Consider the following 14,766-nt stretch of genomic DNA (forward strand, 5'->3'; position numbering starts at 1 on the left):
TACGAATTAATATGGTAATAAGCGCTATAGTTGATTCACTTTTAGAAGAGTGCAGCGCTACTGGTATTAATTATTCGTAGACTCTGTCTGCGTAGGAACAGCAAGCAAGAAAAGTCTATACCAGTAGTACGTTATGATAAGTGTAATGTATTTATTGATATTTATGATAAAAGTCCAACATAGTAAATCCTTATAAAGTGCTCATAAAACCCCCGCTAAGCTTTTGCTTAGCGGGGGTTTTATGAGCGCTTTACAACAGGGAAGCTGTCCCTTTTTTAGATTGAATCCATTATAGGCTTTACTGATTCAACCCAATTAAAATGAACCAAACATCGTGCCCAAGGTAATGACAACGACGACAGCAATCAGTGGAATAATCATGGTGACCATTGCCAAGTTTAAGTAGGACTGTTTATGTGTCAGACCACAAATGGCCAACAAGGTAATGACCGCACCACTGTGTGGTAAGGTATCCAAACCGCCTGCTGCCATTACCGCCACTCGATGCATGAGTTCTGGATCAATACCAGCTGCTACTGCCATTCTTAGATAATCTTCACCCAAGGTTGAAAGTGCGATACTCAAACCACCAGATGATGAGCCAGTAATGCCAGCCAGCGTGGTCATAGCGACTGCTTCTGAGATGAGTGGATTGTCTGGCGTTAGATTCAAGATACTATCACGAATGAGAAGAAAGCCTGCTAATGACGCGATAACGGCACCATAGCCTACTTCCGACGCGGTATTAAAGATCGGTAACATCGAGTCATAAGTACCGCGGTTGATGGTTTTTTGTAGGTTGGTCCAATGACCGAGACGCATGACGATTAGCACGATACAAGCTACAACCAATGATAGGATGATCGACCATAGCCCAAGTGAACCTGCGATATTCAAATCTGGGAACTGAGTCTGTAGACCACTAAAATCCATCGATGGAAAGATAAAGTAAGTTAGTAAAGCGTTCAAACTGATGACCAGTATCAGAGGAATCATCGCAACGGTGAATGAGGTATGATGGGTACTAAGCAAGTTGGTCTCTGCTGCGCCTCCACCAACGCCGCCTACATCGCTCTCATCATGCTGACCATACCCTTCACCAGCGGCATTCGCTTTTCTGGCACGCGATTGCAACCACAACCAACCACAGACAAACATAATCGTACCACCAATAAGCCCCAAGACAGGTGCGGCAAATACGTTGGTATTATAGTAAGGAATCGGAATAGCATTCTGAATGGCAGGCGTGCCAGGTAATGCTGTCATGGTAAAGGTAAACGAACCTAGGGCAATCGCTGCTGGAATCAAGCGCTTAGGAATATCAGCAGCTTTAAATAAGTCTTTGGCGATTGGATAAATAGCAAATGCCACGACAAACAGTGACACACCGCCATAGGTCAAAATACCGCAAACTAAGATAACCGCCAAAATCGCTTTACTGGCACCAAGCTTTTCGACCACCGTTTTGGCAATCGCTGTTGCCGCCCCAGAATCTGCCATCAAACGCCCAAAGAGTGCGCCTAATAAGAAGATAGGAAAGAATTTGAGTAGGAAGCCACTCAATGCGCCCATAAAGACATCAGTATAAGCAGGAATACTGCTTAAAAAATCACCTGAAAGCAGTACGGCTAAAGCAGCCATAATTGGCGCTAAAATCAGTACGGAATAACCGCGATAAGCAAAGAACATCAAAAGTAATAAAGTAATAATAATAGCAAGTGTGCTAAACATGATCGCCCTCCTTGGCTAAGTTAAGCCTGAGAGTATGCAGGGCATAGGGAAATAGGTCAATAAAATTAAACGTAACGGGCGATTTAACGTATTTTATCAAACATTATTTTAGACAATTAGGATGGTGACCTCACCTATATTGATCAAGCTGCGCTGCCTTGTACGCGCTTTATATTATTTTCTAGTCGCTGCTAGAATAATATGTTAAGTTATTACAGCTGTACTCTAGATTTTATAGTGATATAAATTGTATTGCTTTAAATATAAAGCTGATTGGTAGTCTAGTGTTTGCTCGAATAAGCAAAACCTATAATGAATCAATGTAAATAATAAAAATGAGACGTGCAAGGAGATAAGCATGAGTCAATCAAAGGTGTATGACAGCGCAGAAGCGGCGTTGAGTGGTGTTGTGCGTGACGGACAAACGCTGGCAATCGGTGGTTTTGGTCTATGCGGTATTCCTGAAGCGTTAATCGAAGCATTGCGGGATAGTGGTGCTGAAGATTTGACGTGCATCAGTAACAACGCTGGTGTCGATGACTTTGGCTTGGGATTGTTATTACAGACGCGCCAAATTAAAAAAATGATCTCATCTTATGTGGGTGAAAATAAAGAGTTTGAGCGCCAGTACTTGGCAGGCGAGTTGGAAGTTGAGCTGACTCCGCAAGGGACATTGGCAGAAAAACTGCGTTCAGGTGGTGCAGGTATTCCGGCATTTTATACCGCAACCGGCGTTGGTACCTTAGTTGCTGAAGGTAAAGAAACCCGCGAATTTGACGGTCGTACTTATGTGCTTGAGCATTCATTACGCGCTGATGTGTCATTGATTAAAGCGCAGAAAGCCGATAAGGCAGGCAACTTAATCTTTAATAAAACGGCGCGTAATTTTAACCCAGACTGTGCGATGGCGGGCAAGATTACCATTGTTGAAGTTGAAGAAATTGTAGAAACTGGCACCTTGAATCCTGATGAGATTCATCTGCCGGGTATTTTTGTGCAGCGTATCGTATTGAATAGCAGCCCTGAAAAGCGTATCGAAAAGACGACAACTAAAGTGGTCGAAGGTGCTTAGTCATTGCGATTACAGCATAATTAATAAATTTATAATAATAGAATATCGTAAAAATTAAGGAAGCTACCATGGCATGGACAAGAGAGCAGATGGCACAGCGTGCCGCACAAGAGTTACAAGACGGTTATTATGTTAACTTAGGCATAGGTCTACCGACACTCGTTGCAAACTATATCCCTAAAGACGTCGATGTCTGGCTACAGTCAGAAAACGGCTTATTAGGTATTGGCGAGTTTCCTACTGCAGAAAACGTCGATGCAGATTTGATTAATGCAGGTAAACAAACGGTCACTGCCGAATCAGGTGCGAGTTATTTTAGTAGCTCGGAGTCGTTTGCGATGATTCGTGGCGGTCATGTCAACCTTGCAATATTGGGGGCAATGGAAGTCTCAGAGCAAGGCGATTTGGCAAACTGGATGATTCCCAAAAAAATGGTCAAAGGCATGGGCGGCGCGATGGATTTGGTCGCAGGCGTACAGCGTGTGATTGTGCTCATGGAGCAAGTTAATAAACACGGCGAGCCAAAAATCCTTGCCAATTGCGAATTGCCACTGACAGGGAAAGGCGTTGTTGATCGTATTATCACAGAGCTTGCCGTACTTGATGTGACTGATAATGGCCTAAAATTGGTTGAACTTGCAGAGGGTGTTAGCTTCGATGAGCTACAAGAAAAAACACCAGTGAGCATTGCTCAATAGCTTTGATAAACCACTCAATAGTTCAAATACTGATTAGTAAATTGTTTAATAGCCACTATATTTTAGTGGCTTATTTATAGGCTTCATTCATCACTACACACCATCACCTATTATTAAGGATAATATATGGCGACCCAATTACAACAAGATTTGACTGGCAAAGTAGCATTGGTCACAGGCGCTGCCAGTGGTATCGGACGTGATATCGCTGAAACTTATGCGAAGGCAGGCGCGGCAGTCGGTATTGCAGATATTAATCTTGAAGCTGCTCAGCAAACTGTCGATGCTATTGAAGCCGCAGGCGGGCGTGCCGTTGCAATTGCGATGGATGTAACGTCTGAAACTGCTGTTAATGACGGTGTTCAGAAACTGGTCGATACCTTTGGCGGTATTGATATTCTGGTATCTAACGCCGGTATTCAAATCATTGACCCCATCCATAAAATGGCGTTTGAAGATTGGAAAAAAATGCTCGCTATTCACTTAGATGGTGCATTTTTGACCACCAAAGCTGCTATACAACATATGTATAAAGACGACAAAGGTGGCACAGTGATTTATATGGGCTCTGTACATTCGCATGAAGCATCACTGTTTAAAGCGCCTTATGTCACCGCCAAACATGGTTTACTTGGTCTATGTCGCGTATTGGCAAAAGAGGGCGCTGCCCATAATGTACGCTCGCATGTGATATGCCCAGGGTTTGTCAAAACGCCTTTAGTCGAAAAACAAATCCCTCAGCAAGCGGCTGAAAAAGGCATTAGCGAAGAGTCAGTAGTGAACGATATTATGCTCGTTAATACGGTTGATAAAGAATTTACAACGGTTGATGATATTGCTCAACTGGCTTTATTTTTGGCTGCATTTCCAAGCAATGTCTTTACCGGACAATCGATTGTCGCAAGCCATGGCTGGTTTATGAATTAAGAACTTGTTTAGTCAGTCATCTTAATTGCTATGAGTTTGCTAAAAAAGACCAATCGACTAGGATTTAGCTTTATATTGACCAGAGCCAATGATATTGGCTCTTTTTTATGAGCACTCGTTGGGCCATTTTGGGCGCAGGGATAAAGTTATGAATAATAAAGATATATCAGTAAAGTAAAGCAATACTATTGAAAGACAGGATTTTAAGCGCGCGATTGATGCGGTGTAGACGTTACGTCTTATTGATAATGCCGATATCACAGCGCTGATTAAGCCCAAAGTTGCTTGGTAATTATTACAGCAGTTGCCCAATCGCTCAATAATATTTGCGTATCCAGATGCCGATATTCAGGGGACGCTTGCTTCGGTATTGCCTCGTGCTGTATTCGCGGTGATTCCATAGTATCGCTGGTATTGGTATTGGTATTGGTAATGATAAGCTGCGAGTTTGCCTTTTGTATTAAACAAACTCATCCTTGTCTCGTGTCATAAAGTAATTTATCTATGTTATTTGATATCGATGATACCGTAGGCTCAAAGCTGTACGCAAAATGCTGTCTTACTGGCATCATGGTTTTTTTATGCTTGCAATTGAGCTACACTGACACGATAAAAGGTTTGGCTAAAAAGCTTATGGCTTCTATCGTTAATTATTCTCGTTATGGTATTAATAATACTTTTTAGCATACCAACCCACTTGTATAGGCAGTCACGGTCGCTATGTTTAATTTTATGAAGAAAAAACCCACCGCACAAAAGGAAACTCCAGAGCAGAAAGCTGCGCTTGATAGCGCTGTTGATAAAGTATTGCTGGGTTATCATGTTGGGGATAGCAGTATTGCTACGATGGTCACTGGGCTTGAGCGTAATGGCGGTGAGCTGACATTAGAGTTGCGTCTGCCACATGGAAGCGATCCTGAGGCCATTCAGCAAGCGCTTGGGCAGTTATTACAGCCGCATGGTATTCAAAGCATTCATATGAATGTTCGGATACCAGCGCCGATGAAAGGTGAAGGCTCAAGTTTGCCAAAAGCAATGCCAAAAACCACCAATGCGATGGATAGTCATAGTAAACCTGTTGCCAACAGCGATGATAGTACGGTAAATGCTGAACCACCTATCACTAAGCAAGCTCCTACCCAAGCGTCGTTGTCCGCTCATCCGCGTATTCGTCATATCATTGTCGTTGCCTCTGGTAAGGGCGGCGTGGGAAAATCAACGACTACTGTCAATATCGCTTTGGCATTACAAAAGCTCGGCAACCGCGTTGGTGTATTAGATGCTGATATTTATGGACCCAGTATGCCAGCGATGCTAGGTGTGAATAGTGTCAGACCTGAGCTTGAAAATGAGCAGTTTGTGCCTATCAATGCGCATGGACTAGCGATGTTATCGATTGGCAGCTTGCTTGATGGAGATAATACGCCTATCGCATGGCGCGGTCCAAAAGCGACCGGTGCGTTGATGCAGCTATATAATCAAACCAATTGGCCACAGTTAGATTACTTAGTCATTGATATGCCACCAGGCACCGGTGATATTCAGCTTACCCTTGCTCAACGTATTCCGGTGACGGGCGCTGTCATTGTGACGACGCCGCAGCATATTGCCTTACTTGATGCCCAAAAAGGCATTGAGATGTTTAACAAAACCAATATTCCTGTGCTTGGCGTGGTTGAAAATATGGCGCTGCACACTTGTAGTAACTGCAATCATACTGAAGCTATCTTTGGTACGGGCGGCGGCGAAAAGATCGCTGAGCAATATCAAGTGCCGCTATTAGGACAGCTTCCACTGGCAAGCGCTATCCGTGCACAGGTAGATAAAGGTGAGCCAAGCGTATTAGTAGATGATGAGTTTGCGTCTTACTATCTGAGTATTGCCAAAAATATTGAAACCAATATTAATAAGTTTGCTAAACCGGTTAATGATAAGCGTATTTTTTAATGGTTATAGTTTCCTACTAGGAATCACAGCGTTTTATTTTTAATGGGCTATTGTTTGCTATTATAATAAAGTATTAGTTAGCAATAGCCATTACATAACAAACTGCTTAACTCTTGGTATAAATTTGGCTAGGATGCCGCCATTATGATTCAAAACAATCATCAACCTTTTTCTGATATCGCTAATGAATTGAAACCAGCGGTGCTCGACCAACTAATCCAAAACGGTCAGCCTTATTCTGGTATTTTTGCCCAAGTTAAAAACATCAACTATTTAGATTATCACAGTCACCTTATCTCACAAAAACCTCTACCCAATTGGCGTAAAGATTTAAAAGCCAACCAATTCTGCTTTATTCAAATCATTCAACCACCTTATCGAGTCTGCTTGGCACTGGCTACTATTAAGCTTGCGACCAGTGCTTTTGTTTACCTTTATAATGATGAAACAAACGAGATAGAGGTGTGTGAAGCCTTGCAGCCTTTGACGCTTGATACGCGTTTAGAGGGTAGTTGCTATCAAGGGCAGATGGCATTTAGACATAACAATCTGACATTGACGTTAGATTTTACCCCGCCACAAGTCAACGTTGTGTTAGATAGTCAGTATTTGGCGATTGAAGCAACGTTACAGCGGCAGTCGCAGCCTTTGGCGGTCTGCACACCGACTGGCAGGCGTGGCTGGACTTTTACGCAAAAAGAGCCGCTTACCAAAATCGTAGGTCACTTAGCTATTAAGTCCAATTCAACGTTTAATAATGGACAACAAGCTCAGCAAATATCATTCAATGATGACACTATTGCCAATTTAGATTGGACACTTGGATATATGCGTCATGAGACCAATTGGTTTTGGACCTGTATCAATAGCTATTTGCCAGATGGTCGTCATTTCACATTGAACTTATCGATGGGTGTTAATGAAACGGGCGCTAGTGAAAATGCGTGCTGGCTAGATGGGCAGATATGTTATTTACCGCCTGTTATGTTTCTTCGTGATGCTCTAAATTTGCCACCCAATCAGCAAGACACTGTTGCTAATAGGTTAGATGACACACCGCAGCCTTGGCACATCTATCATCAAAACCTTGGCTGGAGCAATGTTGATATTGATTTAACCTTTACCCCTATGACGGTTTATAAGAAGACCGATAACTTTGGTATCGTTGCCAGTATTTTTGAGCAATGGCTTGGTTTTTATAATGGTGAGATTCGAATCAAACAAGAGGTGATTAAGCTTGATAATGTGATGGGACTGGCAGAAGATCATTATGCAAAATGGTAGGCGATTATCATTTTGACCAGAGATTTATTTTAAACGTAGCCAAGCCTATAAATTGAGCGCTCAATTCCGTATAATCGTCGCTATCAAAATACCATTCATATTATAAGTTTTATTTTATATCTGCTAAGGAATAACAATGTCTATCAAGTCTGACCGCTGGATTCGTAAAATGGCCGAAGAACATGGCATGATTGAGCCGTTTGAAGCCGGTCAAGTACGTTTTAATGATGCCGGTGAGCGTTTGGTCAGTTACGGTACCTCAAGCTATGGTTATGATGTACGCTGCGCGCCTGAATTTAAGGTTTTCACCAACGTACATTCAGTAATTGTGGACCCTAAAAACTTTGACGAAAAAAGCTTTATTGATGTCATCGGTGACGAGTGTATTATTCCGCCTAATTCTTTTGCACTGGCTCGTACGATGGAATATTTCCGTATTCCACGCGATGTATTGACTATTTGCCTTGGTAAATCAACCTATGCCCGCTGCGGTATCATTGTCAATGTCACACCACTTGAGCCTGAGTGGGAAGGGCATGTGACTTTAGAGTTTAGTAATACCACCAATCTTCCTGCGCGTATTTATGCCGGCGAAGGCGTTGCGCAAATGCTATTTTTCCAAAGTGATGCTGATGATGTCTGTGAGACGAGTTATAAAGATCGTGGTGGTAAATACCAAGGACAGCGCGGTGTTACCTTACCAAGAACCTAATCGTTTAAGGTCATCACCACTTTTGGGCTGACAATAAAAAAAGCTGAACATATTTAATATGCTCAGCTTTTTTATGCGATATATTTTGTTATTTTAATACTTTTAAGCCGGCTTTATTATCACGTTTGGGCTTAGGAGCTGCTACATTTGTTTTAGAGCTGCTACTCGCAACGGCATCGTCTTCAGGCACATAATTGTCATATTCATTGGGATCGAAAAACATCCCTTGAGAGTTCTCTTTTGCATAAATACCTAGCACTGCTGTGAGCGGTACCCAGATCTCTTGTGATACACCGCCAAATCGCGCACTAAAATGAATATAGTCATTCTCCATACTCATATTACCAGTGGCACGGCTGGCAATATTGAGCACGATACGACCATCTTGCACATGCTCTTTTGGAATTTGAACATTATCGGCGGTTGCATCGACCATCAGATACGGCGTAAGCGCATTGTCTTCTATCCATTGGTACAAGGCACGTATCATATAAGGACGTGTTGGAGTAATAGATGTGGTTTCTTCGCTCATCTTTGGCTTCCTATATTGACGGTATTAAGTAAGGGTTAAAAGGTATCAGCGGCAAAAGACTATTTACAGAAATTCATTTGCGCTTCATTATTTGCTATTTTAAGGCAGCATTTGACTGTTGTCTAATTAACACACGCTTTTTTGAAAGCTATCTCGCTCAAAGACCCGTTTTTGATAGTCAAACAGAGGGCGACTGATAGCGCGTGGTAGCTCAATGTCCATCTCTTCCAATCGCCATAATAAAGGTGCTAGCAGCACATCACACCAGCCAAACTCATCTGCCATAAAGTAAGACTTGTGCGCAAATAATGGTGATATAGTGATGAGCGAATCACTCAGCTGTTTTCTAGCCATAACCGCTTGAGCTTTATTAAAGCTGTCTGGATGCATAAGCAATCGCTTACCGAGTGAGAGCCAATCGCGCTGAATACGCCATGCTAACTGGCGAAATTGTGCCCGCTCTTGTGGCGTCTCAGGCAAGAGCTTATTGGCATGATAACGCTCTTCAAGGTACTCAAAGATGACGTTTATCTCATAAAGCGCAATCTCACGCTGCTGTAGGACAGGTAAAGTATGATAAGGGTTCAGCTCGGTTAAATCCTCAGGACGCTCAGAATGCAAACGTGATAAATAATAAGCGAGCTTCTTTTCTTCAAGCAATAGGCGCACCACATGACTGTCGTAGCCGTCGTCAGCGTATAAAATTAGCTGACTACTTGGAATGTCATTCGCATCAATCATGAAAGCCTAATGTTAATAGTAAAGCCTGCCATCGTAAACAATGTTGCTGTGTTTATCAAGGTAGCGTACGTAAACACTGTCGCTTAAAAATTTGGCGCTTAGCTTGCTTTTGCGGCTGATTTATAAATGTTTAAAGCATAAAAAAGCACTACCGAAGTAGTGCTTTTTTTATACCAACATCTTGCTCGATTATCAATAACGCTTATTTGATATCTTTCCAGAATTCTTTATTGAGCAAGTAAACTGGAATCAATAAGACAAGTAAGAATAAAATCACAAAGAAACCAATCACTTTACGGTCATGACGAACAGGTTCTGCCATCCATGCCATAAAGTTAACCAAGTCACCTACTTCAGATTCGAACTCTTCCTGACTCAGCTCTTCTTGCATGTTATGCAAAACGTGAGGCATTGCCGCATTTGCGAGGACTAAGTTATTAGCACCCCAAGGACGGCTTGGATCTTCGTAAAAAGACAATAGGTAAGTGTAAACCCAATCATCGCCGCGCAGTCTTGTCTCAAGTGACAAATCTGGAGGAGCCGCGCCAAACCATGAGGCTTGTACTTCAGGGTCAATCTCAGCATCGATATGATCACCGATCTGATCGGTCGTCACCATCAAATACTTTTCGACCAACTCAGGTGGAATCTCTAAATCTTTAGCGATGCGTGAGTGACGAACGTACTTGGCTGAGTGACACCCAGCACAGTAGTTCATAAACGTCTTAGCACCGTTTTGTAGTGAGCCCTTATTGGTAAAATCAATAGGCGCTGTACTACAAGCCAAATGCTCTACAATGCCCTCAGCATTGGTAAACGTACCGCAGCCACTACCTGCTGCTAGAGCGCTACCAGCAGTCAAAGTTAATGCCGCGCCTAAGCCCAAACCTGCTAGGGATTTAATTAGCGTGCTCATTAGTGACCTCCGGTAACGCGTTCTGGTGGCTGTTTACACTTCTCAATGGCAGTGTAAAACGGCATCAATAAGAAGAACAAGAAATACAATATGGTAAAGATACGAGCCATTATAGTTGCTGTTGGGGTGGTAGGTGTCGCACCTAAATAACCCAATACTAAGAAACTAATAGCAAACACGGTTAAAGCGATTTTAGATAAAATGCCTTTATAACGTATCGAGCGTACTGGCGATCTATCAAGCCAAGGTATTAAGAACAATACGGCAATAGCAGCACCCATCGCAATCACACCACCAAGCTTATCAGGAACGGCACGTAAGATGGCATAGAAAGGCGTGTAGTACCATACCGGTGCAATATGCGCTGGTGTTTTTAGTGAGTTGGCAGTCTCAAAGTTTGGTGGCTCAAGGAAGAAGCCGCCGCCTTCTGGGAAGAAGAATACCACAGCAAAGAATAAGATAAAGAAGACAACGATACCCACCATATCATGTACGGTATAGTACGGATGGAATTCGATACCGTCTAATGGTACGCCATTCTTATCTTTTAGCTTTTTGATGTCGATACCATCAGGGTTGTTTGAACCAACATGATGCAAAGCCACCAAATGCATAAAGACTAAGCCCACAAGTACAAGCGGAATCGCCACAACGTGTAGAGCAAAGAATCGGTTTAGAGTGATACCTGAAATGATGTAATCACCACGAACCCACTCAGCAAGACCGTCACCAATGACAGGCAAAGCTGCAGGTAAGTTCAAGATAACCTGAGCACCCCAGAATGACATGTTGCCCCAAGGGAGGAGGTAACCGAAGAAACCTTCTGCCATCAATGCTAGGTAAATACCCATACCGATAAGCCAAATCAGCTCACGCGGTTTTTGGTATGAACCGTATAGCAAGGCGCGGAACATATGCAGATATACCACTACGAAGAACGCAGATGCACCGGTTGAGTGCATATAACGAATGAGCCAGCCGCCTTTGACATCACGCATGATGTATTCAACAGAGGCAAATGCCCCTTCAGCACTAGGGTTGTACATCATCGTTAGCCAAATACCAGTGACTAACTGATTGACCAGTACGACCATAGATAGTACGCCAAAGAAGTACCAAAAGTTAAAGTTCTTTGGTGCATAGTACTTTGACATGTGATATTCATAGGTTTCGGTCGCAGGAAAGCGCGCGTCAACCCAATGCATTAACTTTTTACCCATGCTCATATTAAGCCTCCCCAATCGTCAAGATGGTACCATCCATGCCGTACTCTGGGATAGGTAAGTTAAGCGGAGCAGGTACGCCACTATAAACGCGACCTGCTAAATCGTATTTAGAGCCATGACATGGGCAGAAAAATCCACCGTACCAGTCATTGCCACCTAAATCGGCTGCGCCAACATCAGGACGGTAGTTTGGTGCACAGCCTAAATGCGTACAGACGCCTTCTACTACCAGTACTTCTGGTGAGATAGAGCGTTCAGGATTTTTACAGTACTCAGGTTGCAAAGACGCATCAGAATCAGGGTCAGACAATAATGGCTTCACTGAATCAAGCATGGTCAGCATCTCTTCAGTGCGCTTGACCACAAAGATAGGTTTGCCACGGTATTTGACGACAATCATCTGTCCTGCTTCGATAGAACCAATATCTTGGGTCACTGCCGCACCGGCAGCCTCAGCTTTAGCGCTTGGGGTCCAAGAGCGGACAAAAGGTGTTGCCACAGCAGCTACCCCAGCTGCACCAATTACGGCAGTCGAGGCAATCAGAACTCTACGGCGTTGTACGTTAACGCCTTCGGCATGGCTCATTAATACTTCCTCCAGGTGAATGAAATGGGATTATCCCACACTGGGTTTGTGACTTAGAATAGAAACAATTATCAAGCCACGTTAGCTGTGCCTAATTTTGCTAATTGTTGCTATTCTAAGCTATTTTGGTCATAAAATAAATTATTGTGTTAAAAATAAAGCAACCTTAATAGGGCACGCTTTAGCGTTAAACAAAGTGATCAAGACATAACACCTTAATTATCAATGTTTAATAGCAGCTTTATATCAACAAAAATGTTATGGATAATGACCTTATAAATGATAAGGGTATTCAGCAATAGCGAATGATACTTGAAATTACGACAATGTTCACTAACTTTCAGCACATCACTACTTTGTAAGTCGCTATGACGCTATTATCACCACTTTATATTATAAAGTGATGATAATTACGTGCATAATGACTTAGATTAGCTCTCAAGCGTATTCCAGCGTTCAAGTTTAATCATCATCTCATCTTCAATGGCAAGCAGTCGCTCACTAGCAGCTGTTGCCGCATTAAAATCTTGATTAAACCAAGTACCGTCGGCTAGCTTTTCTTCTAGCTGCATTTGTTCCGCTTCTAAAGCAGCAATCTCTTTTGGTAACGCATCAAGCTCACGCTGGTCATTAAAGTTAAGCTTTTTAGCAGCAGTATTAGGTTTCGCTACTGCCGCTGATTTATTAACAGATTTGCTGTTGGTATTACTACTACTAGAAGATTTAGCTGCTTTAGAAGCTTCTTCGCGGTTTTTTTGTACCAAATACTCTTGATAGCCGCCGACATACTCGCTGACCGTCCCTTTACCATCTTCATCAGTATCAAATACCCAAGTAGAAGTGACGACATTGTCCATAAATGAGCGATCATGGCTAATGAGCAAAATCGTACCACCAAAGCTGGCGACTGATTCTTCTAGTAGCTCAAGTGTCGCCATATCCAAGTCGTTGGTTGGCTCATCGAGTACGAGGATATTTGCAGGTTTTAATAATTGCTTAGCAAGTAGTACGCGGTTACGCTCACCACCTGATAATGCTTTGACGGGCGTACGGGCACGTTCAGGAGCAAATAGGAAGTCTTGTAGATAGCTCATGATGTGTGTCTTACGACCACCTACTTCGACGAAATCAGAGCCTTCTGAGACGTTTTGCGCCACACTGGCTTCCAAATCTAACTGATCACGTAACTGATCAAAGAAAGCAATTTTTAAGTTAGTACCTAATTCAACGCTGCCTGTTTTGATCACATCATCGTCTGACATATCGAGTAGGGCTTTGATAAGCGTGGTTTTACCTGCGCCATTCGGACCGACGATACCGATTTTGTCACCGCGCATGATGGTAGTGCTAAAATTGTCGACCAATACATGGTCATCATATTGTAGGTGTAAGTTTTTAACCTTGCAGACCAGCTTGCCGCTTTTCTCGCCTTGACCCATGGTAATATTGACATTACCGACTTGCTCACGGCGGTCGCTACGCTCTTCACGCAACGCTTTTAGCTCACGCACACGACCTTCGTTACGGGTACGGCGTGCTTTGATACCTTGGCGAATCCAAACTTCTTCTTGTGCCAATTTTTTATCAAAATTGGCATTATTCTTCTCTTCAGCTAGTAACTGTAGCTCTTTTAGCTCTTGATAGCGTGCATAACCACCTTCACCTTGAGTGACGTCATAGCTGGTCAATTGACCTCGGTCAAGCTCAATGATACGAGTGGATAGTTTATTAACGAATGCTCTATCATGGGTGACAAATAATAATGTCAGACCTTGCCAATCCAATAAGAAGCGCTCAAGCCATTCAATACTATCAACGTCCAAATGGTTGGTTGGCTCATCGAGGAGCAGTACATCAGGCTTAGTCACTAACGAGCGTGCTAATAAAACACGGCGCTTACGACCACCAGATAGTGACGATAAGTCATCGTCTGGATCGAGACCCATTGTCGTGATAAGACGTGTTGCTTCGCGCTCTAAATCCCAACCATGTACCGCATCGATATCATGCTGCAAGTCTGCCATACGCTCGCAGGCATCCATGTCACCATTGGCACACAAATCAGTTTGCGCATTATAGTTAATCAGCAGCTCGGCAGTGCGTTTGCTGCCACCCATAACGATATCTAAAATTCTACCGCTGGTTTCAGGTACATCCTGCTCGAGCATAGCGACGCGTACACTATTATTAATAATAACTTCGCCGCTATCAGGCAACAATGTGCCATTAATCAGTTTAAATAAGGTGGATTTGCCTTCGCCATTGCGACCAATTAAGCACACGCGCTCGCCTGAATCGATAGCAAAGTCAATACCATCAAGGACAGGAGCGACGCCAAAAGCGAGATGAATATCTTTTAAATGTATCAGTGCCATAGAGTATCTTAAGCTTATA

At 43.0% G+C, this 14,766-nt stretch carries 13 protein-coding genes; 6 read left to right on the forward strand and 7 right to left on the reverse strand.

Annotation, left to right across the window (positions count from 1 at the left end):
* Positions 1 to 315 precede the first annotated feature (315 nt).
* Positions 316 to 1,731, reverse strand: a complete 1,416-nt coding sequence (locus tag JMX89_RS04815) for a GntP family permease (protein WP_201531273.1) — start codon at positions 1,729 to 1,731, stop codon at positions 316 to 318.
* Between the two features lie 358 nt (positions 1,732 to 2,089).
* Between JMX89_RS04815 and JMX89_RS04820 the strand changes: the two genes are divergently transcribed.
* The 6 genes from JMX89_RS04820 (at position 2,090) to dcd (ending at position 8,371) form a co-directional block, all read left to right on the forward strand.
* On the forward strand, positions 2,090 to 2,803 hold the full coding sequence (locus tag JMX89_RS04820; protein ID WP_201531274.1) for a CoA transferase subunit A: 714 nt from the start codon (positions 2,090 to 2,092) through the stop codon (positions 2,801 to 2,803).
* A 68-nt stretch (positions 2,804 to 2,871) separates the two neighbouring features.
* A complete protein-coding gene (locus JMX89_RS04825) occupies positions 2,872 to 3,501 on the forward strand; it encodes a CoA transferase subunit B (RefSeq protein WP_201531275.1) in 630 nt (209 codons plus the stop codon).
* A gap of 126 nt (positions 3,502 to 3,627) precedes the next feature.
* On the forward strand, positions 3,628 to 4,428 hold the full coding sequence (locus JMX89_RS04830) for a 3-hydroxybutyrate dehydrogenase (protein WP_201531276.1): 801 nt from the start codon (positions 3,628 to 3,630) through the stop codon (positions 4,426 to 4,428).
* A 720-nt stretch (positions 4,429 to 5,148) separates the two neighbouring features.
* Positions 5,149 to 6,375 (forward strand): iron-sulfur cluster carrier protein ApbC, encoded by a 1,227-nt coding sequence (gene apbC, locus JMX89_RS04835; protein WP_201531277.1) that lies wholly within the window; start codon positions 5,149 to 5,151, stop codon positions 6,373 to 6,375.
* Positions 6,376 to 6,519: 144 nt separating this feature from the next.
* Positions 6,520 to 7,659 (forward strand): DUF2804 domain-containing protein, encoded by a 1,140-nt coding sequence (locus tag JMX89_RS04840; protein WP_201531278.1) that lies wholly within the window; start codon positions 6,520 to 6,522, stop codon positions 7,657 to 7,659.
* 136 nt (positions 7,660 to 7,795) lie between these two features.
* Positions 7,796 to 8,371, forward strand: coding sequence for a dCTP deaminase (gene dcd, locus JMX89_RS04845; protein ID WP_011513914.1), 576 nt, complete (start codon positions 7,796 to 7,798; stop codon positions 8,369 to 8,371).
* An 88-nt stretch (positions 8,372 to 8,459) separates the two neighbouring features.
* Here the strand turns inward: dcd and JMX89_RS04850 are convergent, their stop codons facing one another.
* The 6 genes from JMX89_RS04850 to JMX89_RS04875 all read right to left on the reverse strand — a co-directional run bounded on the left by JMX89_RS04850 (position 8,460) and on the right by JMX89_RS04875 (position 14,747).
* Positions 8,460 to 8,903 (reverse strand): ClpXP protease specificity-enhancing factor, encoded by a 444-nt coding sequence (locus JMX89_RS04850; protein ID WP_181210060.1) that lies wholly within the window; start codon positions 8,901 to 8,903, stop codon positions 8,460 to 8,462.
* A 126-nt stretch (positions 8,904 to 9,029) separates the two neighbouring features.
* Positions 9,030 to 9,644 carry a glutathione S-transferase N-terminal domain-containing protein gene (locus JMX89_RS04855; protein WP_201551022.1) on the reverse strand — a complete coding sequence of 205 codons (615 nt, stop codon included), beginning with the start codon at positions 9,642 to 9,644 and terminating at the stop codon, positions 9,030 to 9,032.
* A gap of 202 nt (positions 9,645 to 9,846) precedes the next feature.
* Positions 9,847 to 10,560 carry a cytochrome c1 gene (locus JMX89_RS04860; RefSeq protein WP_011513911.1) on the reverse strand — a complete coding sequence of 238 codons (714 nt, stop codon included), beginning with the start codon at positions 10,558 to 10,560 and terminating at the stop codon, positions 9,847 to 9,849.
* The gene (locus tag JMX89_RS04865; protein ID WP_406626821.1) at positions 10,560 to 11,780 is read right to left on the reverse strand and encodes a cytochrome bc complex cytochrome b subunit; all 1,221 of its coding nucleotides are present in this window, start codon (positions 11,778 to 11,780) and stop codon (positions 10,560 to 10,562) included. The genes JMX89_RS04860 and JMX89_RS04865 overlap by 1 nt, the downstream gene beginning before the upstream one ends.
* 7 nt (positions 11,781 to 11,787) lie before the next feature.
* A complete protein-coding gene (petA, locus tag JMX89_RS04870; RefSeq protein ID WP_201551024.1) occupies positions 11,788 to 12,372 on the reverse strand; it encodes a ubiquinol-cytochrome c reductase iron-sulfur subunit in 585 nt (194 codons plus the stop codon).
* A gap of 431 nt (positions 12,373 to 12,803) precedes the next feature.
* A complete protein-coding gene (locus tag JMX89_RS04875) occupies positions 12,804 to 14,747 on the reverse strand; it encodes an ATP-binding cassette domain-containing protein (protein ID WP_201551026.1) in 1,944 nt (647 codons plus the stop codon).
* Positions 14,748 to 14,766 lie beyond the last annotated feature (19 nt).

The sequence above is a fragment of the Psychrobacter sp. DD43 genome, from assembly GCF_904846555.1.
GTDB lineage: Bacteria > Pseudomonadota > Gammaproteobacteria > Pseudomonadales > Moraxellaceae > Psychrobacter > Psychrobacter cryohalolentis.

Bases quoted from the DNA above. Each gene is read 5' to 3' on its own strand.
- JMX89_RS04825 (WP_201531275.1), top strand. From the start codon at position 2,872: ATGGCATGGACAAGAGAGCAGATGGCACAGCGTGCCGCACAAGAGTTA.
- JMX89_RS04860 (WP_011513911.1), bottom strand. From the start codon at position 10,560: ATGAGCACGCTAATTAAATCCCTAGCAGGTTTGGGCTTAGGCGCGGCA.
- dcd (WP_011513914.1), top strand. From the start codon at position 7,796: ATGTCTATCAAGTCTGACCGCTGGATTCGTAAAATGGCCGAAGAACAT.
- petA (WP_201551024.1), bottom strand. From the start codon at position 12,372: ATGAGCCATGCCGAAGGCGTTAACGTACAACGCCGTAGAGTTCTGATT.
- JMX89_RS04815 (WP_201531273.1), bottom strand. From the start codon at position 1,731: ATGTTTAGCACACTTGCTATTATTATTACTTTATTACTTTTGATGTTC.
- JMX89_RS04820 (WP_201531274.1), top strand. From the start codon at position 2,090: ATGAGTCAATCAAAGGTGTATGACAGCGCAGAAGCGGCGTTGAGTGGT.
- JMX89_RS04875 (WP_201551026.1), bottom strand. From the start codon at position 14,747: ATGGCACTGATACATTTAAAAGATATTCATCTCGCTTTTGGCGTCGCT.
- JMX89_RS04855 (WP_201551022.1), bottom strand. From the start codon at position 9,644: ATGATTGATGCGAATGACATTCCAAGTAGTCAGCTAATTTTATACGCT.
- JMX89_RS04865 (WP_406626821.1), bottom strand. From the start codon at position 11,780: ATGGGTAAAAAGTTAATGCATTGGGTTGACGCGCGCTTTCCTGCGACC.
- apbC (WP_201531277.1), top strand. From the start codon at position 5,149: ATGTTTAATTTTATGAAGAAAAAACCCACCGCACAAAAGGAAACTCCA.
- JMX89_RS04830 (WP_201531276.1), top strand. From the start codon at position 3,628: ATGGCGACCCAATTACAACAAGATTTGACTGGCAAAGTAGCATTGGTC.
- JMX89_RS04840 (WP_201531278.1), top strand. From the start codon at position 6,520: ATGATTCAAAACAATCATCAACCTTTTTCTGATATCGCTAATGAATTG.
- JMX89_RS04850 (WP_181210060.1), bottom strand. From the start codon at position 8,903: ATGAGCGAAGAAACCACATCTATTACTCCAACACGTCCTTATATGATA.